Origin of the sequence: Paracoccus nototheniae (assembly GCF_004335005.1) — a bacterium.
Taxonomy (GTDB): Bacteria; Pseudomonadota; Alphaproteobacteria; order Rhodobacterales; family Rhodobacteraceae; genus Paracoccus; species Paracoccus nototheniae.
In genome coordinates this window covers 14,168-36,063 of sequence record NZ_RQRT01000045.1, presented here as the reverse complement: position 1 = coordinate 36,063, position 21,896 = coordinate 14,168, and the positions used below count along the sequence as shown (strand labels likewise).

General features: G+C 66.6%; 20 protein-coding genes and 1 tRNA gene. 5 read left to right on the top strand and 16 right to left on the bottom strand.

Features of this window, described 5'->3' with window-relative positions; translation table 11 throughout:
• Positions 1 to 559: sulfite exporter TauE/SafE family protein (locus EG885_RS15225; RefSeq protein ID WP_131576108.1), on the bottom strand; the 559-nt coding region annotated here is incomplete at its 3' end.
• A gap of 247 nt (positions 560 to 806) precedes the next feature.
• On the opposite strand from EG885_RS15225, the gene surE reads away from it, so the two are divergent.
• The 3 genes from surE to EG885_RS15210 are packed head-to-tail and all read left to right on the top strand — an operon-like array spanning position 807 to position 3,466.
• On the top strand, positions 807 to 1,643 hold the full coding sequence (gene surE, locus EG885_RS15220) for a 5'/3'-nucleotidase SurE (RefSeq protein WP_131576106.1): 837 nt from the start codon (positions 807 to 809) through the stop codon (positions 1,641 to 1,643).
• Positions 1,640 to 2,296, top strand: coding sequence for a protein-L-isoaspartate(D-aspartate) O-methyltransferase (locus tag EG885_RS15215; RefSeq protein ID WP_131576104.1), 657 nt, complete (start codon positions 1,640 to 1,642; stop codon positions 2,294 to 2,296). The genes surE and EG885_RS15215 overlap by 4 nt, the downstream gene beginning before the upstream one ends.
• A 36-nt stretch (positions 2,297 to 2,332) precedes the next feature.
• On the top strand, positions 2,333 to 3,466 hold the full coding sequence (locus EG885_RS15210) for a M23 family metallopeptidase (protein WP_131576102.1): 1,134 nt from the start codon (positions 2,333 to 2,335) through the stop codon (positions 3,464 to 3,466).
• A gap of 209 nt (positions 3,467 to 3,675) precedes the next feature.
• Here the strand turns inward: EG885_RS15210 and EG885_RS15205 are convergent, their stop codons facing one another.
• The 3 genes from EG885_RS15205 to EG885_RS15195 form a co-directional block, all read right to left on the bottom strand.
• The gene (locus EG885_RS15205) at positions 3,676 to 4,944 is read right to left on the bottom strand and encodes a hypothetical protein (protein ID WP_131576100.1); all 1,269 of its coding nucleotides are present in this window, start codon (positions 4,942 to 4,944) and stop codon (positions 3,676 to 3,678) included.
• Between the two features lie 180 nt (positions 4,945 to 5,124).
• On the bottom strand, positions 5,125 to 6,537 hold the full coding sequence (locus tag EG885_RS15200; protein WP_242679687.1) for a TolC family outer membrane protein: 1,413 nt from the start codon (positions 6,535 to 6,537) through the stop codon (positions 5,125 to 5,127).
• On the bottom strand, positions 6,534 to 7,187 hold the full coding sequence (locus EG885_RS15195; protein ID WP_131576098.1) for a protein-L-isoaspartate O-methyltransferase family protein: 654 nt from the start codon (positions 7,185 to 7,187) through the stop codon (positions 6,534 to 6,536). The genes EG885_RS15200 and EG885_RS15195 overlap by 4 nt, the downstream gene beginning before the upstream one ends.
• A 150-nt stretch (positions 7,188 to 7,337) precedes the next feature.
• Here EG885_RS15195 and EG885_RS15190 point away from each other — a divergent pair.
• Positions 7,338 to 7,411: transfer RNA gene (locus tag EG885_RS15190), tRNA-Cys, on the top strand.
• A 340-nt stretch (positions 7,412 to 7,751) separates the two neighbouring features.
• Here the strand turns inward: EG885_RS15190 and EG885_RS15185 are convergent.
• Genes EG885_RS15185 through EG885_RS15160 form a run of 6 tightly spaced genes read right to left on the bottom strand, consistent with a single transcriptional unit; the run spans position 7,752 to position 14,660 of the window.
• Positions 7,752 to 9,332, bottom strand: a complete 1,581-nt coding sequence (locus tag EG885_RS15185; protein WP_131576095.1) for a gamma-glutamyltransferase family protein — start codon at positions 9,330 to 9,332, stop codon at positions 7,752 to 7,754.
• A complete protein-coding gene (locus EG885_RS15180) occupies positions 9,325 to 10,362 on the bottom strand; it encodes an ABC transporter ATP-binding protein (RefSeq protein ID WP_131576093.1) in 1,038 nt (345 codons plus the stop codon). The genes EG885_RS15185 and EG885_RS15180 overlap by 8 nt, the downstream gene beginning before the upstream one ends.
• Complete coding sequence (locus tag EG885_RS15175) at positions 10,359 to 11,312, bottom strand: ABC transporter ATP-binding protein (RefSeq protein WP_131576091.1); 954 nt, start codon at positions 11,310 to 11,312, stop codon at positions 10,359 to 10,361. The genes EG885_RS15180 and EG885_RS15175 overlap by 4 nt, the downstream gene beginning before the upstream one ends.
• A complete protein-coding gene (locus EG885_RS15170; protein ID WP_131576089.1) occupies positions 11,309 to 12,187 on the bottom strand; it encodes an ABC transporter permease in 879 nt (292 codons plus the stop codon). The genes EG885_RS15175 and EG885_RS15170 overlap by 4 nt, the downstream gene beginning before the upstream one ends.
• Positions 12,184 to 13,131, bottom strand: a complete 948-nt coding sequence (locus EG885_RS15165; protein ID WP_131576087.1) for an ABC transporter permease — start codon at positions 13,129 to 13,131, stop codon at positions 12,184 to 12,186. The genes EG885_RS15170 and EG885_RS15165 overlap by 4 nt, the downstream gene beginning before the upstream one ends.
• Positions 13,131 to 14,660 (bottom strand): ABC transporter substrate-binding protein, encoded by a 1,530-nt coding sequence (locus tag EG885_RS15160; RefSeq protein WP_242679686.1) that lies wholly within the window; start codon positions 14,658 to 14,660, stop codon positions 13,131 to 13,133. The genes EG885_RS15165 and EG885_RS15160 overlap by 1 nt, the downstream gene beginning before the upstream one ends.
• Before the next feature lie 293 nt (positions 14,661 to 14,953).
• On the opposite strand from EG885_RS15160, the gene EG885_RS15155 reads away from it, so the two are divergent.
• Positions 14,954 to 15,577, top strand: a complete 624-nt coding sequence (locus tag EG885_RS15155) for a GntR family transcriptional regulator (RefSeq protein ID WP_165571158.1) — start codon at positions 14,954 to 14,956, stop codon at positions 15,575 to 15,577.
• 145 nt (positions 15,578 to 15,722) lie between these two features.
• On the opposite strand, the gene EG885_RS15150 is transcribed toward EG885_RS15155, so the two are convergent.
• Genes EG885_RS15150 through EG885_RS15125 form a run of 6 tightly spaced genes read right to left on the bottom strand, consistent with a single transcriptional unit; the run spans position 15,723 to position 21,682 of the window.
• A complete protein-coding gene (locus tag EG885_RS15150) occupies positions 15,723 to 16,475 on the bottom strand; it encodes an aspartate/glutamate racemase family protein (RefSeq protein WP_131576081.1) in 753 nt (250 codons plus the stop codon).
• A gap of 6 nt (positions 16,476 to 16,481) precedes the next feature.
• Positions 16,482 to 17,864 (bottom strand): amidase, encoded by a 1,383-nt coding sequence (locus tag EG885_RS15145; protein ID WP_131576079.1) that lies wholly within the window; start codon positions 17,862 to 17,864, stop codon positions 16,482 to 16,484.
• On the bottom strand, positions 17,861 to 18,661 hold the full coding sequence (locus tag EG885_RS15140; RefSeq protein ID WP_131576077.1) for an ABC transporter permease: 801 nt from the start codon (positions 18,659 to 18,661) through the stop codon (positions 17,861 to 17,863). The genes EG885_RS15145 and EG885_RS15140 overlap by 4 nt, the downstream gene beginning before the upstream one ends.
• Positions 18,658 to 19,527 carry an ABC transporter permease gene (locus tag EG885_RS15135; protein ID WP_242679685.1) on the bottom strand — a complete coding sequence of 290 codons (870 nt, stop codon included), beginning with the start codon at positions 19,525 to 19,527 and terminating at the stop codon, positions 18,658 to 18,660. Before EG885_RS15135 ends, EG885_RS15140 begins: the two co-directional genes overlap by 4 nt.
• A complete protein-coding gene (locus EG885_RS15130; RefSeq protein WP_242679684.1) occupies positions 19,524 to 20,645 on the bottom strand; it encodes an ABC transporter ATP-binding protein in 1,122 nt (373 codons plus the stop codon). The genes EG885_RS15135 and EG885_RS15130 overlap by 4 nt, the downstream gene beginning before the upstream one ends.
• Positions 20,645 to 21,682 carry an extracellular solute-binding protein gene (locus EG885_RS15125; protein WP_242679683.1) on the bottom strand — a complete coding sequence of 346 codons (1,038 nt, stop codon included), beginning with the start codon at positions 21,680 to 21,682 and terminating at the stop codon, positions 20,645 to 20,647. Before EG885_RS15125 ends, EG885_RS15130 begins: the two co-directional genes overlap by 1 nt.
• Positions 21,683 to 21,896 lie beyond the last annotated feature (214 nt).

Below are 21,896 nucleotides of genomic sequence, written 5' to 3'. Positions count from 1 at the left end.
CCAGCACCCCCACCGCAACCCCCACCAGCAAAGGCGGGATGATGCTGATATACAGCCCCGACGCGCGGAATTTCATCTTCAGCGGCAGGCGGTGGACCCACATATGCTGATGCAGGCGGCGCCGCCCGGTCGGATGGCGCGCGCGCAGAAGGGCGCGCAGGCTTTCCTGCAGCATCATCGCGCCGATCAGCCCCAGAAAGACGACATAGCACAGCTGGACGACCAGCTCGACCTGACCCACGCGCTGCAGGATGTTGAAGACCAGCACCCCAAGGGCCGAACCCACCATGCCCCCGGCCAGCAGCACGCCACCCATCCGGAAATCGACGGTCTTGCGCTTCATATGCGCCAGAACGCCCGACACGGACGAGGCCACGACCTGATTGGCCCCGGTCGCCACCGCGATGGCGGGCGGGATGCCGATGAAGAACAGCAGGGGCGTGATCAGAAAGCCGCCGCCGACGCCGAACAGACCGCTCATGACGCCGACCAGCCCGCCCAGACCCATCAGGGTGAAGGCGTTGACCGAGACCTCTGCAATGGGAAGATAGATCTGCATTGCGTCCCGGCTTGTGCTGCTTTGAAGGGCAGGATGCCTTGCCCGGCGCCCAAGGTCAAACCGCTTCGCCCTTTGGCGGCGCCTCTGCCCGTCCGGCAGGCGGCGATGGGATGGCGCGATGCGCCCGCACCCGACGGCGCCGGAACGGGTTGAAGCGCGGGCGGGCCGCCGCTAAGCAGGTCGTGTCACAACCGCGTGCGCGGGCGGGGTTCCGCGCATCTCGGGCAGGATGGCCACAGGGGGCAGGATGCGCATTCTCATCACCAATGACGACGGGATCAACGCACCGGGGCTGGAGGTGCTGGAACAGATCGCGACCGAACTGGCCGGTCCACAGGGCGAGGTCTGGACCGTCGCCCCCGCCTTCGAGCAATCGGGCGTCGGTCACTGCATCAGCTATACCCATCCCACAATGATCGCCGAACTGGCGCCGCGCCGCTATGCGGCCGAGGGCAGCCCCGCCGATTGCGTGCTGGCGGCTCTGGGCGTGTTGATGGACACGCCCCCCGATCTGGTCCTGTCGGGCGTGAACCGGGGCAACAATGCGGGCGAGAATGCGATGTATTCCGGCACCATCGGCGGCGCGATGGAAGCCGCGCTGCAGGGCCTGCCCGCCATCGCCCTGTCGCAATATCTGGGGCCGCAGACCGCCGGTCTGGCTGATCCGTTCGAAGGCGCACGCCAGCACGGCGCCGCCATCATCCGGCGGCTGCTGGATCACGGCGACTGGACATCGGATGCGGATTTCCGGCTGTTCTACAACATCAATTTCCCGCCCGTTCCGGCTGATGCGGTGCAGGGCCTTCGGGTCGTGCCGCAGGGCCAGCGGCAGGGCTCGCGGTTTTCGGCCATGCCCTATGATGCGCCGAACGGACGGCGGTTCATGTGGATCACCGGCGGCTCGCAGCAGGCCCCCGCACGCGAGGGCAGCGATGTGGCGGCAAACATGGCGGGCCATATCTCGGTCACGCCGATGCGGGCGGATCTGACCTGTCACGCCTCGCTGGACCGGCTGGCGCAGGCGCTGGACGGTCCCGCCCCACAGGCGGCCCAAAAGGTTGCCGCCCCGAAAGTTGCCGGATGAGCGATCCCGGCGAGGACAGCCCCGCCGAGCGCAAGATGCGCTTTCTGTTCCAGCTGCGATCGCGTGGCGTGACCGATCCCCGCGTGCTGGCCTCGATGGAGGGAATCGACCGGGGCCTGTTCGTGCGCGGCCAGTTCGCCGACCGCGCATACGAGGACACCCCCCTGCCCATCCCCTGCGGCCAGACGATCAGCCAGCCTTCCGTCGTCGGCCTGATGACGCAGGCGCTGGAGGTGGGGGCCCGCGACACCGTTCTGGAGGTCGGCACCGGTTCGGGCTATCAGGCGGCGGTGCTGTCGGGGCTGTGCCGCCGGGTCTATACCGTCGACCGGCACCGCCGTCTGGTCGTCGAGGCCGAGGCGATCTTTCACACTCTGGGCCTGTACAACATCATCGCGCAAGTGGCCGACGGGTCGCGCGGGCTGCCCGATCAGGCCCCCTTCGACCGCATTCTTGTGACCGCCGCCGCCGAAGATCCGCCGGGCCCGCTGTTGGCACAGCTGAAGATCGGCGGTATCATGGTCGTACCTGTCGGGCAGTCGGATGCGGTGCAGACCCTGATCCGCGTCACCCGGTCCCAGACCGGGTTCGATTATGACGAGTTGCGACAGGTGCGGTTCGTTCCGCTGGTCGAGGGGTTGGGCCAGACATGACCCCCGGCCACCAAGAGGCAGGCTGAGGACAGGACCATGAACAGATTTCACTTTCGGACGGTGCTGGGCGGTGCGGCCCTTGCGGCGCTGGCCTCTTGCGGCGCGGATGGCGGGTTCGACCCGGATCTGCGCGGAATGATGGGCGGCAGGGTGGACACCGCGGCCGCCGCGGCGGCGGCGGGTCCGCGACCGGCCCCCGATGGCCGGGGGGTGATCAGCTTTGGCAGCGGTCAGGTCGCGCTGGCACAGGCGGGCGACACGCCTGCCAGCGTCGCTGCCCGCCTCGGCCTGCCCGCAGACGAGCTGGCCGCCCATAACGCCCTGCCCGCCGATGCGCCCCTTTTGCCCGGCGCCGTGCTGGTCCTGCCGCGTGCCGTGGCCGCCGGGACGGCTCCTGCCGCCGCTGCGGGTGGCGGCACCACCGTGGTGACCGATCCCTTTGCCACCGCGGCGACCGCCGCCCCCGCTGCAACCGCAACTCCCGCAGCGCCAGCCGCCACAGCCGATCCGCAGATCCATGTCGTCGCGGCCGGAGAAACCGCATGGGCCGTCGCGCGCCGCTATAATGTCAGCGTTCAGGATCTGGCCTCGTGGAACGGCCTGCCCGGCGACATGAGCCTGCGGACCGGGCAGCGCCTGATCGTGCCGCAGCCCGGCCAGACCCCCGACCGTCTGGCGACGACCGCCCCGGGCCGGGGCAGCCCGACGCCGACGCCCCCATCTTCGACCCAGCCCCTGCCGGACGAACAGACCGCTCAGGCCGGTGCCCCACCGCCTGCCGCGCCGACGACCGATCTGGGGGCGACGCGGACCGCAGCTTCGGGCAGCGGGCAGTTCCGCATGCCGGTCGATGGCGCGATCATCCGGGTCTATGAAAAGGGCCGCAATGACGGCATCGACATTGCCGCCCCCTCCGGCACGGCGGTCAATGCGGCGGGCGGAGGCGAGGTCGCCGCGATCACCCGCGACAGTTCCGGCGTGCCGATCATCGTGGTCCGGCACGAGGGCGATCTGATGACCGTCTATACCGGCCTGCAGGATGTGGGCGTCGCCAAGGGCGACAGCGTCACGACGGGCCAGTCCCTTGGAACCTCGGGCAACGACGGCTTTGTCCATTTCGAGATCCGTCGCGGGTTTGAAAGCGTCGATCCCGAACGGATGTTGAACTGAGGCTGATCTGGCGGGCATGCCTTGTGCCTTATCCTTGATGCGCGTGGCCGGTCCTGCGCCACGAATTATCCCCTAAAGTGCGGCACCCCGGCGCCGTCTGATGGCGCCGGGGCGGCTGCCAAATCCTGAACGCGGCGCAGGATCGCCCCTTTCGCACCCTGCCGGGCGGGTGGATGCGCCGAGGTCTGGGACAGGCCCCGGCGCAGGCATCACAGATGGGTCAGCCGGTCGTCCAGACCATTCGCGACCTCTCGCCGGATGACCGCCTGCAGGTTGCCCGAGAATCGCGCGCCCATTTCGCCCGCCAGTTCATCACGGATCATCGCCTGCAGATGATCGCGCAGCGTGCCCTTGTCGATCGCGGCAGACAGCGCCTTTGCAAGGGCATCGCCGGTCAGCACGATATCCGACGTCCGAGAGATCGCGGCTGCGGGTGCGGTCATGGCAGACGGCTTTGGTTCATGGGACTGCGCGCGATCAGCTGCCTCCGCAGCCGGTCCCGGTTCCGGGGCGGCAGTCTGCGGGCCCTGCTCTGCGCCGTCTCCACCGCCGGACTTGTCCGGACATGAGCCTGCCGAAACGGTTTCACCATTGACCACCGGTGTCCCTTCGGCGTCGGGGGCAGCCTGCGCCCGCGCGTCCATGACCACCGGCAGGACCGCCTGCGGGATGCGGGGGGGCTGCAGCCTCCACATCAACCAGTCGGCCCATGCCGCCAGCAGCCTGTTGATCCGCGACCGGACCGCAGCCGTCGCGCCCGGCGCCGGAACGGCGTGGTCTGGCAGAGACGCGGGATAGGCGACGGTGAAGGACGTGACGACCGGCTGCGGCGCGAGCCCCGTGGCGGGCATCCGGATTTCGGACACGCCGATCCCGGGCATCCAAAGATCGGGCGTCCACAGGTCGGGAAGATCCTGCGGCATGACCTGCGGCTTGGGCCATCCGGTCGGGGTCGCCAAAGCCGGAACGGCGGCAGCGCGCGGGTGGTCGGGCGTCTTGCCTTGGCCGGGGCGCTGACGTCCGGCAGGCAAGGCGCGGGCAGCCGTCGTCGGTCGCACGGCCATCGACATTGGCGGCGCAGGAGGTGGCACGACCAGGCCCTGCGCGGCGCTGCCCGCCAACCGGCGTCGGGGCAAGGGGTCATGGCAGAGGCGCTGCAGCATCAGCATCGCGCCCGCCCCCGACCGATCCTTCGGCCCGTCGATTAACTGGCGGATTTCCTGCATTCCGGCACGGATGCGGGCGCGTTCCTGCGCCGCCTCGCCCCGATCAGGCGACCGGAACTGGACCTGCGGGACCGGGATACCGGTTTCGGGCTGGTTGCGTCGATCCGTCTGGCGGCGCGGGCCGGGCGGGCTGTCGACGCCGGGATGATCGGGCAGATCGCGGTCGGCGCCAAAGATGAACTCATCCGCGGGCCACGCCCCGGCTTTGACGCTGCCGGCAGACCGTGTCTTGCGACGCGGTTTGGCAGGCATGACAGGGTCGGGTAACGGGGCGGCCCCCGCCTTGATCGCGGCGGTCTTGCGGCGCGGCCTTGCCGGGGGCGCAGCGGCGGCTGTCTTGCCGGCCGCGACCGGTGGCGCGGCATCATCCCGGGGGGCCGGGGCGGAGGAACTGCGGCGTGGCCTTGTCATCGGCGCACCCCGCTGGTCGGGTCAGTTGCGCCCGATGGCGCGCAGCACGCGGTCCAGGCTTTCGCCCTGTTTGCTGGTTGCGGGCGCATCCCGCACCGCATTGTAATATTGCGAAGGGTCATAGGTCGGAATTCCCAGGTTGAGATTTTCTACCGTCAACAGACCCATAGCAGCCAGAAGTTGATAATGCGCTAATTGCAGGTTGGATTCCGCCGTGATCCGGTCGGCCCGGGCCTCCAGCAGCGATTGTTCGGCGTCCAGCACGTCCAGCGTGGTGCGTGCGCCCAACAATGCCTCTTCGCGCACGCCGTCATAGGCCTGCTGCGCAGCCGAGATCTGCTGCGTGATCGCGGTGATCTGCGCACGGGCCACGGCGATATTGGCCCATGTCTCGCCGACCTGCTGGCTGATCTGGCGGGCGGTGTTCAGTAGGGCCGACCGCGCCTGATCACGTTCGGCCATCGCCCGGCGGTGACCCGAGGACAGCCGCCCCCCCGAATACAGCGTCTGGCTGAGCTCCAGCCCGACCGAGGCCGAGTTCTGGCTGCCATATCTGCCGCCCAGATCGGCCTGCGGACTGCGGGCGACGCCGACGCTGGCGGTGCCCGACAGGGTCGGGTTGCGTTCGGCGGCAGCTGCGGCCACGCCGATTTCGGCAGCGGCGGCCTGCCGCTGCGACTGGCTGATCGCGGGGTGGCGGGACTGCGCGATGGCGCGCGCCTCGTCCAGCACGGCGGGCAGGCTGGGCAGTGGCGGCGGCGCATCCAGACGCCCCGGCAGACGCCCGGTCACCGCCAGATAGGATTCGCGCGCAATCTCCAGCTGGCCATTGGCCGAGGCAAGGCTGGCACGGGTCGCGGCCAGCTGCGCATCGGCCAGCGCCACGTCGGTCACGGTGATCTCGCCCACGTCAAAGCGGTCCTGCGCCGCCTGCCGTTCGCTGGTCAGCACCTCGACAGAGTTTTCCTGCAACGCGACCTGCTGGATCGCCTCGCGCACGTCGAAAAAGGCCAGGGTCGCGGCCAGCAGAATGTCCTGTTCGACCGAGACCAGTGCCTGCCGCGTGGCCAGAACCTGTTCCTTGGCCCCGTCGATGGCCAGTTGCGAGCGACCGAAATCATAAAGCGTCAGCGACGCCGCCAGCTGCAACGAGGTCGTGCGGGCGGTCGTGCTGTCTTCGGCGCGCGAGGCGCTTTGCCGCGCCACCCATTCGACAATCGGGCGCAACGCGGCGACCGAGGCCGCGACATCCTCGTCGGCGGCGCGCAGCACCGCGCGATTCTGTTCGATCAGCGCCGAATGGCGATAGGCCGCGACCATCGTGTCGGCCAGCGATTCGGCCCGCGCCGGCAGCGCCGCGCCAAGGGCCAGCAGGGCCAGAGCCGCCAGACCGGACAGGCCCGCCCGACCGGACAGACGACCGCGCGCCGTCACAACGTGAACCCGCGCTGGCGGTCAAAGCCCGGCAGCATCGGCGCGCGCGCATTGAAGGAATAGCGCCAGCTGACCTGCCCGTTCACCCGCGTGCCGATCCGGGCGACGCCCAGAGCACCCTCCAGGAACAGCGCGGCGATGCGCCCACCCTCGCGCAGCTGGTCGATGATGGCGGCGGGAACCTCTTCGACCGCGCCCTCGATCAGGATGACATCATAGGGGCCTTGTTTCGGCGCGCCTTCGGTCAGCGCCGCCTGCAGAACCGCGACGTTGAAGATCCCGGCCTCGGACAGGCGCTGCTCGGCCTCGGCGGCCAGTTCGGGGGCCTCTTCGATCGCCACGACCGCCTCGGCCATGCGGGCCATGACGGCGGCGGAATAGCCGTAGCCGCAGCCCAGATCCAGAACCAACTCGTCGGGCTGGATGTCCAGCGCATCGACCATCTTGCCCAGAGTGCGCGGTTCCAGCAGGACGCGGCCATGGCCGATATCCAGGTTGTCGCCGCTATAGGCCACGGACCGGCGCCCGGCGGGCACGAAATCCTCGCGCGGGATGGTCAGCATCGCCTCGATCACCGGGAATTTCGTGACATCACTGGGGCGAATCTGCGTATCAACCATCATCGTGCGGCGCGCGGAAAAATCGCTCATCTTGGGGAACCTTCGATCGACCTGTTCCTGCGACTATTGCCATGTTTCCCCATGCTGGGCAACGACGGACATGCCGCATCGACGCCTTGGGCGGGATCGTGTCTTGCAAGGCCCGCAGCGATCCACTAAGACACGCGCACTCTGGACGGCGGCGGGTTGGCGGAGAGGTTACGCACCGGATTGCAAATCCGTGAAGACCGGTTCGATTCCGGTACCCGCCTCCAGTGTTCCCCACATTCTCAAAGCGCCGCGACCGTATGGGTATCGCACCGGCTGCCACGCGATGTCGGCGCCGCCTGACGGACCCGAATCTGCTGCGGTGCTTGGCCAGCAGACGGCTTGATCATGTCCTGTGCGGCATGCCCTGCGTCACTGACGATCGTTCTCGGGCAGCGTTGATGGCATGCGTGATCGTGGCACTCGCGCGACGACCACGGCCCATCATGCCTCGTTGCCGCAGATCAGAAAGGATCGCATCGTGAAACGGTGGGATCAGACGCCACGGCAAAGGCCCTCGGTCAGCCGCAGATCGGCCGGGATCGCCGCTGCCGGCAAGGCGCGGCCTCAGTAACCCAAGGCCATACCGTCCTTGCGACTGTCGGACCCGCCCTCCAGCAATCCATCGGACATCCGGATCGCCTGGCTGCCGCCGATGGGCGACGCGGCAACCTTGATCTGATGCCCCCGGGCGGTCAGGGCGGCGCGTGTCGGCTCGGGCATCGTCGGCTCGACCTCGAGCACCCCGGCAAAGGCAAAGCTGCGCGGTGCATCCATGGCCGCCTGAACACCCATGCCAAGATCGATGATGTTGGACAAAAGCCACGCATGGCCCGACGCCTGATAATGCCCGCCCATGACGCCGAAGGGCATCTCGACCGTGCCGTTCCGCGTCAGCATCCCCGGGATGATCGTATGCATCGGGCGCTTGCCCGGAGCGATGGCATTGGGATGGCCCGGGATCAGCCGGAAGGACGCGCCGCGGCTGTGGAACAGGACGCCGGTGGCCGGGTCCAGACGGGTCGATCCAAAGCCGTGAAAGATCGAATTGATCAGCGAGATAGCATTTCCATCAGCGTCGAACACGCAGAGATAGACGGTGTCCTTGTGTTCCGGCTCGTCCCACAGGGCCGGCGGCATCGCAGCCGTCATGTCGATCCGCGACCGCAGGGTCGCGATGACCTCATCGGACAAAAGCGTGTCGACCAGACCGTCACAGTCGCCCGCATCGGCCAGCAGGGCATCGCGGTGGTGGTACGCCAGCTTGGTCGCCTCGGCATGCAGATGCACGCGGTCCACCTCGGACAGGGCCGCCACGTCAAAGCCTTCCAGAATGCGCAGGATCAGCAAGGCGGCCAAGCCCTGCCCGTTCGGCGGACATTCATGCACATCATAGCCGCGATAGGACGTGTGGATCGGGGTCACCCAATGCGCGGCCTCTGCACCGGTGGCAAAATCGCCAAGCGTATGCAGCCCGCCAAGCGATTGCAGATGGGCCACCATTTTTGCCGCCGTTTCGCCCTTGTAAAAGCCCGCCGCGCCGTCAGCCGCGATCTCGCGCAGGCGATCTGCCAGCAGGGGTTGGGCATGACGCTCGCCCGGACGGGGTGCGCGGCCCTCTGGCAGGAACAGTGCCGAGGCATGCGGATCGCCGGCAATGTAATCGGCATTGTCGGCCCAGTCCTGCGCCACGCGCGGCGTGACCGGATAGCCATCCTGAGCATAGCTGATGGCACGGGCAAAGATCCGGTCCAGCGGCATCGTGCCGTGATCGCGGTGCAACAGACACCAGCCGGAAATCGCGCCGGGGACGGTAATGGCATGGGGGCTGGTTCCCGGGATCTCGGTCGTCAGCCCCGCTGCGGTCAGGGCCTCGATCGTGGCCCCGCCCGGCGCCCGCCCGGAGGCGTTCAGCGCAAGCACCGCGCCATCGGCAGGCGCGTAAAGCGCAAAGCAGTCGCCGCCGATCCCGGTCATCAGCGGATCGACGACGCATTGCACCGCAACGGCGGCCAGCGCCGCATCGACCGCATTGCCGCCCTCGGACAGGATCGCAAGTCCCGCGGCCGTGGACAGCGGATGCGACGTGGCGACCATTGCGCGCCCGGCGAATGTGGACGGGCGGCGGGAGGAAAAGAAATCATGCATGGAGGTCTCGCTTATGGGGCACGGTTGGGGTGTCGGCCAAAGGATGGAAGCAGGCCGCAGCGCGGTTCGGGGTCGGGCCGCCTAGCCGCAAAAGGGCCGGGTCGCTCAGATGGCAATCGGGTTCGACCCTGTCGCAGCGCCCCGAGAACCGGCAGCCAGGCGGCAGATCCAGCGGGCTGGGGATCTCTCCGGGCAGCGGCGCGGTGATGGGTTCGAAAAACTCGGGTGCGGCGCGGCGCAAGGCCCGGGCATAGGGATGGGCCGGGGCGTTCAGCACCGCGTTGGTCGGCCCGGTTTCCACGATCCGCCCCAGATACATGATCGCGATGTCGTCACACAGGTAGCTGGCCACCCCCAGGTCATGGGTGATGAACACCAGCGTCAGCGCCATCTCGCGTTGCAGGCGACGCAACAGGTTCAGCAGCTGCGCTTGGGTCGACACGTCCAGCCCCGAAACCGCCTCATCCGCGACCAGCACCGTCGGTTCCGAGGCCAGCGCGCGGGCGATCGCGACCCGGCGGACCTGACCGCCCGACAATGCCGCCGGATAGCGGGATGCGACCTCGGCAGGCAGGCCGACGCGGGCCAGCAGCGACCGGACCCGCGCGGGAACCTCTGCCGGTGGGCAGATCGCGAAATGATGCAGCGGTTCGGCAATCAGGGCCGCAATCGTCATGCGCGGGTTCAGCGATCCGCGCGCGTCCTGATAGATCATCGCGACCTGTCGGGCGAAATCCCGGCCCTCGGCGCGCACTTCGGCGATCGGGCGGCCCTGATACAACGCACGCCCCTCGGTCGGACGGGTCAGGCCCAGAAGCACGCGCAGCAGGGTCGATTTTCCGGACCCGCTTTCGCCGACAATCGCGACAGATGATCCCTTGCGGATTTTCAGCCGGACGCCGTCAAGCGCCGGAAGCCCGACCTTCGCCGTCGAGAACATGCTGCCCGGCCTGCGGACCATATAGAGTTTCTCGACCTCGATCAGCTCGAACAGCGGCCTGGTGTCGGGGTCTTCTGTGGATGGCATCATTCCGCCTCCTCGGGGTTCCAGCAGGCAAGGTCGCGTCCCGCGACCTTTTCCAAGGGCGGTCTTTGCGTGGCACAGCGGGGCAGGACGCGGGGGCAGCGCGAGGCAAAGCGGCATCCGGCGGGCAGATCGTCATAGCCCGGGACGCTGCCCTGCGGCGGGTCAAGATCGGCGGTGCCGATCTCGATCACGCAGGATTTCAACAGCTGGGTATAGGGATGGCGCGGATCGCGCAGCACCGTCCCCGACGGGCCCGCCTCCATCACCTGCCCCGCATAGAGCACGACGATCCGGTCGCAGGATTGGCTGGCCAGCGCCAGATCATGCAGCACGAAGATGCAGCTGGCGCCCTTCTGTCTGGTCTGGTCCAGGATCAGCTGCACGATCTGCGCCTGAATTGTCACGTCCAGCGCCGAGGTCGGCTCGTCCGCGAACAGCAGGTCGGGATCGCAGGCCAGCGCGATCGCCACCATCACCCGCTGCTGCATCCCGCCGGACAGCTGATGCGGATAGCTGGACATCCGTGCGGCGGCATCGTTCAGCCCGACGCTTTCCAGCAAGGCAATCGCCTTGGCCCGGGCATCGGCGCGCCCCAGCGACAGTTGCCGGCGCAGCACCGAGGTCAGTTGGCTGCCCACGGTATAGCAGGGGTTGAGCGCCGCCCCGGCATCCTGAAAGATCATCGCCAGACGGCGGCCCCGAAGCCCGGTCCATGCCTTTTCCCGCAGCGCCAGAAGGTCCGGCACATCGTCAAAGACGGCGGCCCCATCGACCTTGGCCTGTCCGGCCAGCAGGCCCATCAGCGCTGCGGCGATGGTCGATTTCCCGGCGCCGCTTTCGCCGACCAGCGCCAGCGTCTCGCCCCGCCCCAGCGTGAAGCTGACATCGTCCAGAATGCGTCGGGGCCCGCGATGCACGGTCAGCCCCGTGACGCTTAACAGCGTGTCCGTCATTGGGCGCCTCTCATCTTGGGGTCGAATTCCTCGCGGATGCCATCGCCCACGATCGCCAGCGAGATCAGCAGCAGCGCAAGCGCGGCGCCCGGCATGCCAGACATCCAGGGCGCAAAGCTGACGAAACCGCGCCCTTCGGCGATCATCAGCCCCCAGTCCGGCGTCGGCGGGGTGACGCCGATCCCCAGAAAGGACAGCGAGGATGACACGAGGATCGCCTCGGACACCCGGACGGTGATCTGCACCGCCAGCGGGAAGACGATATTGGGCAGGATATGGCGACGGATCACCGTCAGGCGCGAAATGCTCATCAGCCCCGCCGCCTCGACGAACAGTTGCGACGAGACCTGCAGCACATCGGCGCGCACGGTGCGCGAGAACGGGCCTATCATGGAGATGCCGACGGCGATCGCGACCTTGTCGACCCCTTGCCCCAAAATAGCGATCACCGCGATGGCAAGGATCAGCGACGGCAGGGCCAGGATCGAATCGATGATCCGCATCAGGATCCATTCGACCTTGCCGGTCGTCAGACCGGCCGCCGTCCCAAGCACCAGCCCGCCGGTCGCGCCGATGAGAATGGCGAAAAAGGCGATCACCAGCGCATAGCGCGCGCCATAGATGATCCGCGACAGGATATCCTGCCCATAGCTGTCGGTGCCCAGCAGATGTTCGCCGCCCGGCGCCGTCATCATCGCGTCGATCGACTGCTGCGTCGGATTGTAGGGGGCGATCAGCGGGGCGAAGATCGCGCAGATCACAAAGCCGATCGCGACGATCAGCGCGAGGGTGAAGAACGGACGACGCAGGAACATGCTGCGGCGGGTCCGGGCCGATCGGACCGGAACCTGTGCGGGGGGGGCGGCATCCATCATCGGGCTCTCAATCGCGGATCAAGGAAGGGATAGGACAGATCGACCGCCAGATTGACCAGAATGAACAGGGTCGCGGTCAGCATGACGCCCGCCTGCACCAGCACATATTCGCGGCCAAGCACGGCTCCGGTCAGCATCTGGCCCAGACCGGGCAGCGAGAAGACCGTTTCGGTCAGCACGGCGCCCTGCAGGATCGCACCCAGTTGCAGGCCCACGACCGTCACCAGCGGCATCAGGATATTGCGGAACCCATGCACCCAGATGACGCGCTGCCTTGATTCGCCGCGCGCGATCGCCGCGGTGATGTAGGGCTGAGCCAGCACCTCGACCATGGCGGCGCGGGTGACCCGGACGATCATTCCGATGAAGAAGGTGGAGAGAGTCGCCGCCGGCAAGACCAGATGCAGCATCCCCGACCAGAAATCGTCCCAAGGCGCCACAAAGCCCATGACGGGAAAAAAGCCGACCTTGACGGCAAAGAACCAGATCAGGACGATGCCCAGAAAGAACGACGGAAAGGCCGTCCCGGTCAGCGCCAGCGCCGCGATCCCCACATCCCAGACACTGTCCTTGCGCACGGCAGAGACGACGCCCAACGGCACGCCGATCACGATGGCCAGCAGGATCGCGCAGGCCGTCAGGGTCAGCGTGACCGGCAGCGCCTCGGTCACCACGAAACGGAAGATGTCGGTCTTTGCAACATAAGAGTTGCCCCAGTCTCCGGTGACGAAATCGCCCAACCAGCGCAGGTATTGCACCGGAACCGGCTGATCCAGCCCCAACTGGGCGCGCAGCTCGTCATAGCTTTCCTGAGAATATTCGGTTCCCAGCATGATGACGACCGGATCCCCCGGTGCCAGCTTCAGAAGACTGAAGCTGGCGATCGACACGATCAGCAGAACCACAAGGGTCTGAAAGATCTTGGCGGCGGTCTGGGCGAACATTACGCGAAGCTGACCGTGTCGAGATTCATCAGATCGCAGGGCACATAGTTGAAGCCCTGCACCCTGCTGCTGAAGATCTTGTACAGCGGGAAATGCGCCAGCATCGCAATCGGGGCTTCGGCGATCATCAGATCCTCGGCCTGATTATAAAGAGCGGACCGTTCGGCAACGTCCAGCACGACCTGTGCCTCGGTGCAGAGGCGGTCGAATTCCGTATTGCTCCACCCCCAGTAGTTCCACGATCCGCCGGTCTTGAATTCGGGGAACAGCGTCTCGTCGGGATCCAGATCGGCGGTCCAGAAAAAGTCGAGCATCTCGAAATCCCGGTCCTGCAGGCGCTGCGTCCATGCGGCGGTCTCCAACAGCTCCAGATTGACCTTGATGCCGATCTCGGCCAGCATCGGGGCGACGATCTGGGCCACACGGGTTCCGGCGGGCGGATTTTCGGTCATCAGATAGGTGACCTCGATCTCGTCCTGATTGGCGGCCAGCGCGCGGAACGCCTTGGCCTTTTCCAGATCGAAGACATGCCCCCGCCCGGTTTCCGCGATATTGGGATCGTAGAAACCGGTCATCGGCGGTGAGATCGGGGTATAGGCCTGCTTGGCCAGCCCGAAATAAGCCTGCCGCAGCACGGCGTCGCGATCGATGGCATGGGCGACCGCAAGGCGCAGGTTCACGTCATCGAACGGCGCCCTGTGCGTGTTCATTCCGACATAGGTGTAATTGCCCTCGACACCGCCATAGACCTGCAGGTTCGGCATTTTCTGCACCTGCTCGGTCAGCTGCATCGGGCAGTCGTTCATGCCGTCGATCTGGCCTGAAATCAGCGCCGCGAGGGCGGTCGAGGGTTCGTCGATCAGCATGAACGACACCCGCTCCAGCTTGGGCAGATTGGGCTGGAAATACTCGGTGTTCGCGACCAGCTCGATGCTGTCGTTCTGTTGCCAGGACACGAATTTGAACGGGCCGGTGCCGACGGGATTGCGGCCGAAATCATCGCCGAATTTATCCACGGCAGCCGGGCTGACGATCGTGCCCGCGCGGCCGATCGACCCGGTCAGGGCCACCGGCAGGAACGCATAGGGCTGTGAGAAATGCAGCTTGAAGGTCACCGGATCGATGATCTCGACCTCTTCCAGCTTTTCCAGCTTCCAACCATGTGGCGATGCCGGGGTACCGGATTTGACCCGCATCAGGTTGAATTTGATCGCCTCGGCGTCGCAATCCGTGCCGTCATGGAATTTGACGTTCGGATGAAGCGTGAAGGCATGCGTTTTCTCATCCTCCAGCTCCCAGGTTGCGGCAAGGTCCGGCTCGAACGTGACGCTGGTGCCGTCATAGACGACCTTCAGCAGGCCGTTGCAGATGTTGCTGATGATCTGGACGGATCCAAGGCGGAAGGTGAAATGCGGATCCAGCGTGTCGATCGGCGTGATCGCCCCGATCCGCATGTGGCCGCTTTGCGCGACCTGGGCAAAGGCCGGAAGCGTTCCACCCGCCGTCGCCGCAAACAAGCCGGCCCCCATGCCTTTCAGAACCGAGCGGCGCCCGAGTCTGGCCGCAATGTGCTTTGACAGAATTGCCTTGTGATCTTGCATCGTCTTCCCCTGCTTGAATGGGCTGCATTCGCGGATGACGGGCCGCAAAACCCGCCGTGAAAGGCACGAGAACCCCATTTTCTAGGACGATGGTGGCTTGGCGCCTGATCCGTGCTGGGTTTATGATGAGCAGAATTGTATACATGTCGCAAAGCATTTGCCCCGAAATGTATACAGATCGCCGCGATCGGTGAAAAACTGGGCGGAAGAGGATGCAAATGTTGAAACGGACAGCAGATGAAATCTATGAAGCGCTGCTGAAGCGGATCGTGGACGGCGATCTGCGCCCCGGCGATTCCCTTGGGGAACAGGCCACCGCAGAAGAGTTCGGCCTGTCGCGCACCCCGGTTCGCGAGGCGTTGCAGCGATTGTCCACCGCAGGACTGGCCGAACGCGGCTCTCGTCGGGCTTTCGTCGTCCGGCGGATGGATCAGGAAGAGCTGGAAGACCTTTTCGAAGCCTTGGGAGAAATGGAGGCTTTGGTCGCGCGCCTTGCCGCCTTGCGCATGACCGATGCCGAATGTCAGGCCTTGAGGGACGTCGTGGTCAAAGGCGAAGCGCCCGGTGTGGACTATGAGGAGGTGAACGCCCAGTTCCACGACATCCTGCGGCGCGGCGCCCATAATGCGATGCTGTCGAGGCTGCTGGACGATCTGCACCGCCGCACGATGCCTTTGCGCGGTGCCCAGTTCCGCGTCCGCGCCGAGCGTGTGACATCCTCTCAGGCCGAACACCGCGCGCTGCTGGAGGCCGTTCTGGCAAAGGATGGCGATCTTGCCCACCTGCGGATGCGCGAACACATGGCGGCATCGTTGCGTGTCGTGTCCCAGCTGATCGGCGGGTGACAGGGCCGCTTTTCGGCGGCCGTTTCCGGTGCCAGAGGCGCTCCAGCGAATGGGGCGCCCTGTCACCCGGCCCGACGATCAGGCCGCGCGCGCAAACGGGGGGCTTCGGATCAGGGTTCGGGACAGTCGGAACCCCACCCGCGGATCACTGCCGCATCTGGCCTGCCAGAATATCGGTCAGCGCCGGTGCCAGCCCGGTCGCCTGCTTGGGCAGGGGTCGGTATTGCCGGTCGAGAAAGCCGGATGGCGTCGTGATGCGCACCATCGCGATGGCCTGAGACACCGCCGCCGCGATGGGATCGATCACGATGGCCGGGACCATGTCGGATATTTCGGGTGCCAGACCGGCCAGCGGGGCACCGCCCAGAATGATGACCTCGGCCCCATCCTCGTCGATCGCCTGCCGGGCCAGCGCCACCAGATCGGCCCGCAGGGTTTCGCGCATGCTGGCCATGTCTGCGGGATGGGCCTTGGGGGTGCGGACACCGCAGCACCGACCCATCAAGCCGCTATCGTGGACGCAATCCAGATACCACCGACGCATGACCGGCGAGAATGTCACGATCGCAAAGCGTTCGCCCAGCATCGCCGCACTCAGCATCGCGGCCTCGGCCATGCCGATGACGGGCAGATCGAACAGCTCGCGCGCGCCCCGCAGGCCGGGATCGCCAAAGGCCGCCATGACGACCGCATCGGCCCCGGCCAGATTTTCCGCGATCATGTCAAAGGCGATGCCACCGGCGATCTGCGCCTCGGCGCGGCTGGCGATATAGGGGAAACCGGATCGGGCGGTCAGGGGCACGATGTCCACATCCGGCCCGGCGATCCGGCGGGCGATATCCGCCATGCGGTCGGTCATGTCGGTGGACATGTTGGGATTGACCAAAAGAATGCGCATGAAATCCTACTTGCTTGAGGTCTGTCGAAGGGGCGTCGGGCCTGCTTCGGCAAAGCGCCGCTCGAACCGGGCGGCCGCTGCCAGCAGCAGAGCGTCGCAGCCCGGACCCGCGCCCAGCTGGATCCCCATCGGCAGACCCGCAGCCGTCCGACCGCAGGGCAGCGACAGGGCGGGCAGCCCCGCATGATTGTACTGCGCGGTAAAGGCCGCATGATCGCGCGGCCCCGCCGGGGCGCCACCGATCCGGTCCGGTCCCAGCTGCCCGACCGGCCATGCGGGACAGGGCGTGGTGGCCCCAAGGATCAGGTCATACCCGGCGACAAAGCCGCGCAGACAGGTGCGGATCAGCGCGGCCGCATCCAGCGCCCGGGCAACGTCCACCCCCGACAGGGTCAGGCCCTTTTCGATCTGCACGCCAAGATCGGGGTCGAAGAGGCCGGGATCGGCCTGCCAGCGTTCCCCGTAAAGCGCGGCCAGCCCCGCCCATTGCAGCGCCATCGGCGCAGACTGATCAAAGCCCGCGGGCCAGCCGGGCGAGGCCTCGACGACGTGGTGGCCGTCACTGCGCAGGATCCGGGCCGCCGCCGCGACGGCATCATGCGCGGCGTCATCCATCGGGACCGACAGGCCCATGCTGGGCGCAAGCGCGATGCGCAGGGGCCGGTCGGGCACGGGCACGGGGGGCGCGCCGCTCAGCACCTGATACATCAGCGCCACATCGGCCACGCATCCCGCCATCGGCGCCAGAACCGAGATGTTCCAGCAGGGTTCCGCATAGCCGGGACCATAGGGGATCGCATCCTGCGTCGGCTTCAGCCCGACCGTTCCGGTATGGGCGGCGGGGCGGCGGCCCGAGCCTCCGGAATCGGTGCCAAGGGCCAGCGGCGCAAAGCCCGCAGCGATCGCCGCCGCCGGACCGCCTGACGATCCCCCCGGCGTCAGGGCCGGATCGCAGGGGTTGCGGGTGATGCCGTGCAGGGGCGTGTTGGTGACACCCTTGCAGGCAAATTCCGAACAGGTGCCGATCCCCAGAACGACGGCCCCCGCCGCCCGCAGCCGGGCAACCGCCTCGGCGTCCTGCGGGGGTCTGAAACCGGCGAACAGGCGCGAGCCCTGCGTCACCGGACGCCCGGCCACCCAGATGTTATCCTTGATGACGACGGGTACACCGGCCAGCGGCAGACGCGCGCCCGCGGCAAGGCGGGCATCGACCCCGTCAGCCTCGGCCAGCGTCAGGTCCGCGTCCAGATGGGCAAAGGCGTTCACGGCGCGATTGCCATGCGCGACACGGTTCAGCGCAGCCCGGGCCACATCGCGCGCGCTGCTGCGTCCCGCATTCACTGCCTCGGCAATGGCGGCTGCGGGCGTCGTGACGGCGGCCCCGCTCATCCCTGGATCATCCGGTTCAGACCCACCGTCCGCGCGCCCACGGCCAGAACGGTGACCGCCAGCAGGATCAGCCCGGTGGACATCGCCGCCAGTGACGGGTCCGGCTGTTCCTCAAGAAACTGCAGCATCTTGATGGGCAGGGTCTTATTGCGCGCATCGGTCAGAAAGATCGACACCGGATAGTTGTCCATCGAGGCCAGAAACGCGAACAGCCCGCCGGTCAGATAGGCCGGGGCCAGATTGGGGATCAGCACCTTTGCGATGGCCTTGGGATAGCTCATCCCCAACGTCCGCGCCGCGTCGATAATCGAAAAATCAAAGCTGCCCATGGCGGCCAGCAGGGTGCGCATCACAAAGGGCAGCGTGATGACCACATGAGCCAGAAGCAGGCTGACATAGGCATCGCGCAGCCCGATGTCACGAAAGAACTGCAGCATCGCCACGCCCAGCACCAGACCGGGCATCATCAGGGGCGAGACGACAAAGGTCGCCACCGCCCTGCGCCCCACGAACCGGCCCCGCGCCACCGCAATCGCCGCCGCCGTCCCAAGGACAAGGCTGACCACGGTCGAGACGACCGCAAGGTTCAGCGACAGCAGCACCGCATCGACCAGCCCGGCCTTGGTCTGCAGATTGGCAAACCAGCGCAGCGACAGCGACGGCGGCGGCAGCGAATAGACGGGGGATGCCGAAAAGGCCACGATGACGGTGATCACGATGGGCAGCATAAGAAACACCACGGCGGCGATCCCGATGACCCAGGACAGGGTCTGAAAGATGCGGTCGGTCCGGGTCATTCCCGTGCCCCCAAACGTCCTGCCAGCCAGGTCGAACCCAGCACGACCGAGATGGCGATGATCAGCAGAATGGCCGAGATGGTCGATCCCAGCTGTTCGTTGCGCAGATACAGAAAGCTGCGGGCGATCAGCATCGGCATGTTCTGCTGCGTCTCGCCCACGATCAGGCTGGGGATGACATACATCGACACCGACAGCGAAAAGACGAAGGCGGCGCCCGCCACAATGCCCGGAAGGGTCAGCGGCAGGGCGACGTGGAAAAAGCGAAAGAATGGCCCTGCCCCAAGGCTTGCGGCGGCATCCGCCAGATAAGCCTTTTGCTGTTGCAGCACCGCATAGATCGGCAGGACCATGAAGGGCAGAAAGACATTCGCCGCCCCGATCACCAGCGCCGTTTCGGTAAACAGCATCCGCAGCGGCGCGTCGGTCAGCCCGACCGCCTGAAGGATCTGGTTCAGCGCCCCATTGGCCCGGAACAGGATCGACCAGGCAAAAGCCTTGACGATCACGCCAAGCGACATGGGTAGCACCATCGCGACCAGAAAGACCGTCAGCCAGACACCCTTGGCGCGGTTCATCGCAATCGCCGTCGGATAGGCGATGACCAGCGCCAGCAGCGTCGTCAGCAGGGCCACGCGCAGGGTGCGCATCAGGACGCCGATGTTGAACGGCTCGGAAAAGAACGCGACATAGTTCGCGATGCCGAAACCCCCATCGGCCATCCGCAGGCTTTGAAACAGCAGCAAGGCCAGCGGCAGCGCATAGAACAGCGCCAGAAAGGACAGGCCCGGCGCCGCCAGCAGCGCGATCCTGTCGAAAGTCGCGCGACTCGGCGCCGCTGCGGTCATGCCCTGCACCGCCGTCATGGAGCGACCTCATAGGCCAGGGTGTCTGCCACGGCCCAGTCCAGCGTCACCCTGTCGCCGCGGGAAAACCCTTGCCGGATGCCCGACAATTCGCAGATCACCCGGTCACCCTCGGTCGCGCGGGCGTGCAGGATGGTCTTGGACCCCAGCACCATCGCATCTTCCAGCACCGGGGTGATCAGGTTGCGGTCGGGCGCCGCATCGCCCACGGCGCCGGCGCGGACCAGTTCCGGGCGGACCCCGACCACGGCCATGGCACCAACCCCCAGATCGGCCCGCGCGGTGATCCGACCCTCGGCCGTGTCGATCACGCAGGTGCCGCCACGCTGATCCACCACCCGGCCCCGCAGGCGCAGCGACAGACCCACAAAATCCATCACAAAGGGCGTTTCGGGGCGCGCATAGAGCGTCGAGGGATCGGCGAACTGTTCGATCCGCCCCGCATTCATCACCGCGATGCGGTCCGAGACGCCCAAAGCCTCTTCCTGATCATGGGTGACAAAGATCGCCGTGATGCCGCGGTCGCGCAGCAGGGATTTCAGCTCGACCTGCATGGTTTCGCGCAGCTTGCGGTCCAGGGCCGAAAACGGCTCGTCCAGCAGCAACAGATCGGGCCGGACCACCAGCGCGCGGGCCACGGCGACCCGCTGCTGCTGTCCGCCCGACAGTCCCGTCACGGATTTGTCGGCGAATGCCTGCATCCGCACCAGATCCAGCGCCTCGGCCACGCGGCCCTGCAGGTCCGCCGTATCGCCGCGCGCCTTCAGACCAAAGGCCACGTTTTCCGCGACATTCAGATGCGGAAACAGGGCATAGTTCTGAAACACGACCGAGATGTTGCGGCGATGGGCGGGGATTTGCGTGATGTTGCGCCCGCCCAGAACCACGTCGCCGCTGTCGGGCGACATCAGCCCCGCGATCACCCGCAGCAGGGTCGTCTTGCCACAGCCCGACGGCCCCAGCAGCGATACCAGTTCGCCCCGCGCCATGCGGAAATTCATCCCCTCCATGACGGTCACGCCGTGAAAGGATTTCCGCACCATCGACACCTCGAGATAGCGGGCGTCGGCGGGCCATGTCTCGCCTGCCTTCGGTGCCGGAAGGGGCTGCATCTGCATCACGCGGCCATCAGCCTGTCGAACCGCTCGATCCAGCTTTGCCGGTTGGCGGCGACGAACGCCCAGTCCGGCGACAGGATCGGCACGCCTGCAGGCGCCAGACCGACGGCATCGACCTTGGTATTGGCGGGCAACGAGGCGGAAAAACTGGCGATCTGCAACTGCAGGTCGGGGCCCAGCATCTCGTTGGCATAGGCGGCGGCCAGTTCGGGGTTCGGGCCGCCCTTCACCAGACAGATCCCCGAGGGCTGGGCAAAGATCCCCTCGGCGGGGGCGGCCAGATCGACCGGCACGCCCTCGGCCTTGCGCGGCAGGGTATAGGACGAGAACTGCCCGGCCAGCATCGAAATCTCGCCCTGTTCCAGCAGGTTGAAGGCCTGGCTCATGACGGAATAGGTGCTGAGGACGTTCGGCTTCAGCTCTTCCAGCTTGGCAAAGGCCGCCTCGATTTCATATTGAGCCTCGGCAAAGGGCTTGCCGCTGCCCAGCATCGCCGCCGCGAACAGCGTCCACATGCCTTCGGTGTTCTGCAGCGACGGGATGATCAGCCGCCCCTGCGCCTCGGGGGACCAGAGGTCGGCCCAGGACGCCACGCCGTCGCGCATGCCAGAGTTATAGGCGATGCCCGCCCAGGGTTGGACGTAATTGGCCCACATGCCGTCCATATGAACCGCACCATCGCGCAGGTCGGTCATGTTCGGGACGGTGCCGGGATCCATGGGGGTCAGCAGCCCTTCGTCCACGGCCTGAATCATCACCGGATCGTCCATCTGCACCACGGACAGATAGGGCCGGTCGCGGTTCGAGGCCATCTTTTCCAGATTGACCGAGGATTTCGTGCCCTCGAACAGGATATCGGCGCCGATCGCCTGTTTCATGTGCGGCAAGACGATCTGCTCCATCCAGGCGGAATGGCTGCCCGCGCAGCCGACCACCAGTTCAGTGGTCTGCGCACGCAGGATGGCGGGTGCGGCAAGGACACCGAACGTCGCGGCGGCGGTGCCTTTCAGCAATGTACGACGGTTCATGCTGGTCATCGGTCGGGTCTCCTTGCGGCTGGCTGCAGGACGCGTCGATCGCAGGATCTGAGGGCGTCCGGATGGCATTCCATTTGACGAGTCAGGTCCGGCGTGCCACCGAACGCAGGATCGGGCAAGCGTCCTGACCGCGATTGAATGCCATTGCCCTGAATTGAAACACCCCTGCCCCGCTGTGCTGAAAGCATCGGCAAAGTGACATCGGAAATTGCAT

What these genes read in the sequence shown, in the direction of transcription:
- surE (WP_131576106.1), top strand. Translation starts at nt 807, where the DNA reads ATGCGCATTCTCATCACCAATGACGACGGGATCAACGCACCGGGGCTG.
- EG885_RS15215 (WP_131576104.1), top strand. Translation starts at nt 1,640, where the DNA reads ATGAGCGATCCCGGCGAGGACAGCCCCGCCGAGCGCAAGATGCGCTTT.
- EG885_RS15210 (WP_131576102.1), top strand. Translation starts at nt 2,333, where the DNA reads ATGAACAGATTTCACTTTCGGACGGTGCTGGGCGGTGCGGCCCTTGCG.
- EG885_RS15205 (WP_131576100.1), bottom strand. Translation starts at nt 4,944, where the DNA reads ATGCCTGCCAAACCGCGTCGCAAGACACGGTCTGCCGGCAGCGTCAAA.
- EG885_RS15195 (WP_131576098.1), bottom strand. Translation starts at nt 7,187, where the DNA reads ATGAGCGATTTTTCCGCGCGCCGCACGATGATGGTTGATACGCAGATT.
- EG885_RS15185 (WP_131576095.1), bottom strand. Translation starts at nt 9,332, where the DNA reads ATGCATGATTTCTTTTCCTCCCGCCGCCCGTCCACATTCGCCGGGCGC.
- EG885_RS15180 (WP_131576093.1), bottom strand. Translation starts at nt 10,362, where the DNA reads ATGATGCCATCCACAGAAGACCCCGACACCAGGCCGCTGTTCGAGCTG.
- EG885_RS15175 (WP_131576091.1), bottom strand. Translation starts at nt 11,312, where the DNA reads ATGACGGACACGCTGTTAAGCGTCACGGGGCTGACCGTGCATCGCGGG.
- EG885_RS15170 (WP_131576089.1), bottom strand. Translation starts at nt 12,187, where the DNA reads ATGATGGATGCCGCCCCCCCCGCACAGGTTCCGGTCCGATCGGCCCGG.
- EG885_RS15165 (WP_131576087.1), bottom strand. Translation starts at nt 13,131, where the DNA reads ATGTTCGCCCAGACCGCCGCCAAGATCTTTCAGACCCTTGTGGTTCTG.
- EG885_RS15160 (WP_242679686.1), bottom strand. Translation starts at nt 14,660, where the DNA reads ATGGGGGCCGGCTTGTTTGCGGCGACGGCGGGTGGAACGCTTCCGGCC.
- EG885_RS15150 (WP_131576081.1), bottom strand. Translation starts at nt 16,475, where the DNA reads ATGCGCATTCTTTTGGTCAATCCCAACATGTCCACCGACATGACCGAC.
- EG885_RS15145 (WP_131576079.1), bottom strand. Translation starts at nt 17,864, where the DNA reads ATGAGCGGGGCCGCCGTCACGACGCCCGCAGCCGCCATTGCCGAGGCA.
- EG885_RS15140 (WP_131576077.1), bottom strand. Translation starts at nt 18,661, where the DNA reads ATGACCCGGACCGACCGCATCTTTCAGACCCTGTCCTGGGTCATCGGG.
- EG885_RS15135 (WP_242679685.1), bottom strand. Translation starts at nt 19,527, where the DNA reads ATGACGGCGGTGCAGGGCATGACCGCAGCGGCGCCGAGTCGCGCGACT.
- EG885_RS15130 (WP_242679684.1), bottom strand. Translation starts at nt 20,645, where the DNA reads ATGCAGATGCAGCCCCTTCCGGCACCGAAGGCAGGCGAGACATGGCCC.
- EG885_RS15125 (WP_242679683.1), bottom strand. Translation starts at nt 21,682, where the DNA reads ATGACCAGCATGAACCGTCGTACATTGCTGAAAGGCACCGCCGCCGCG.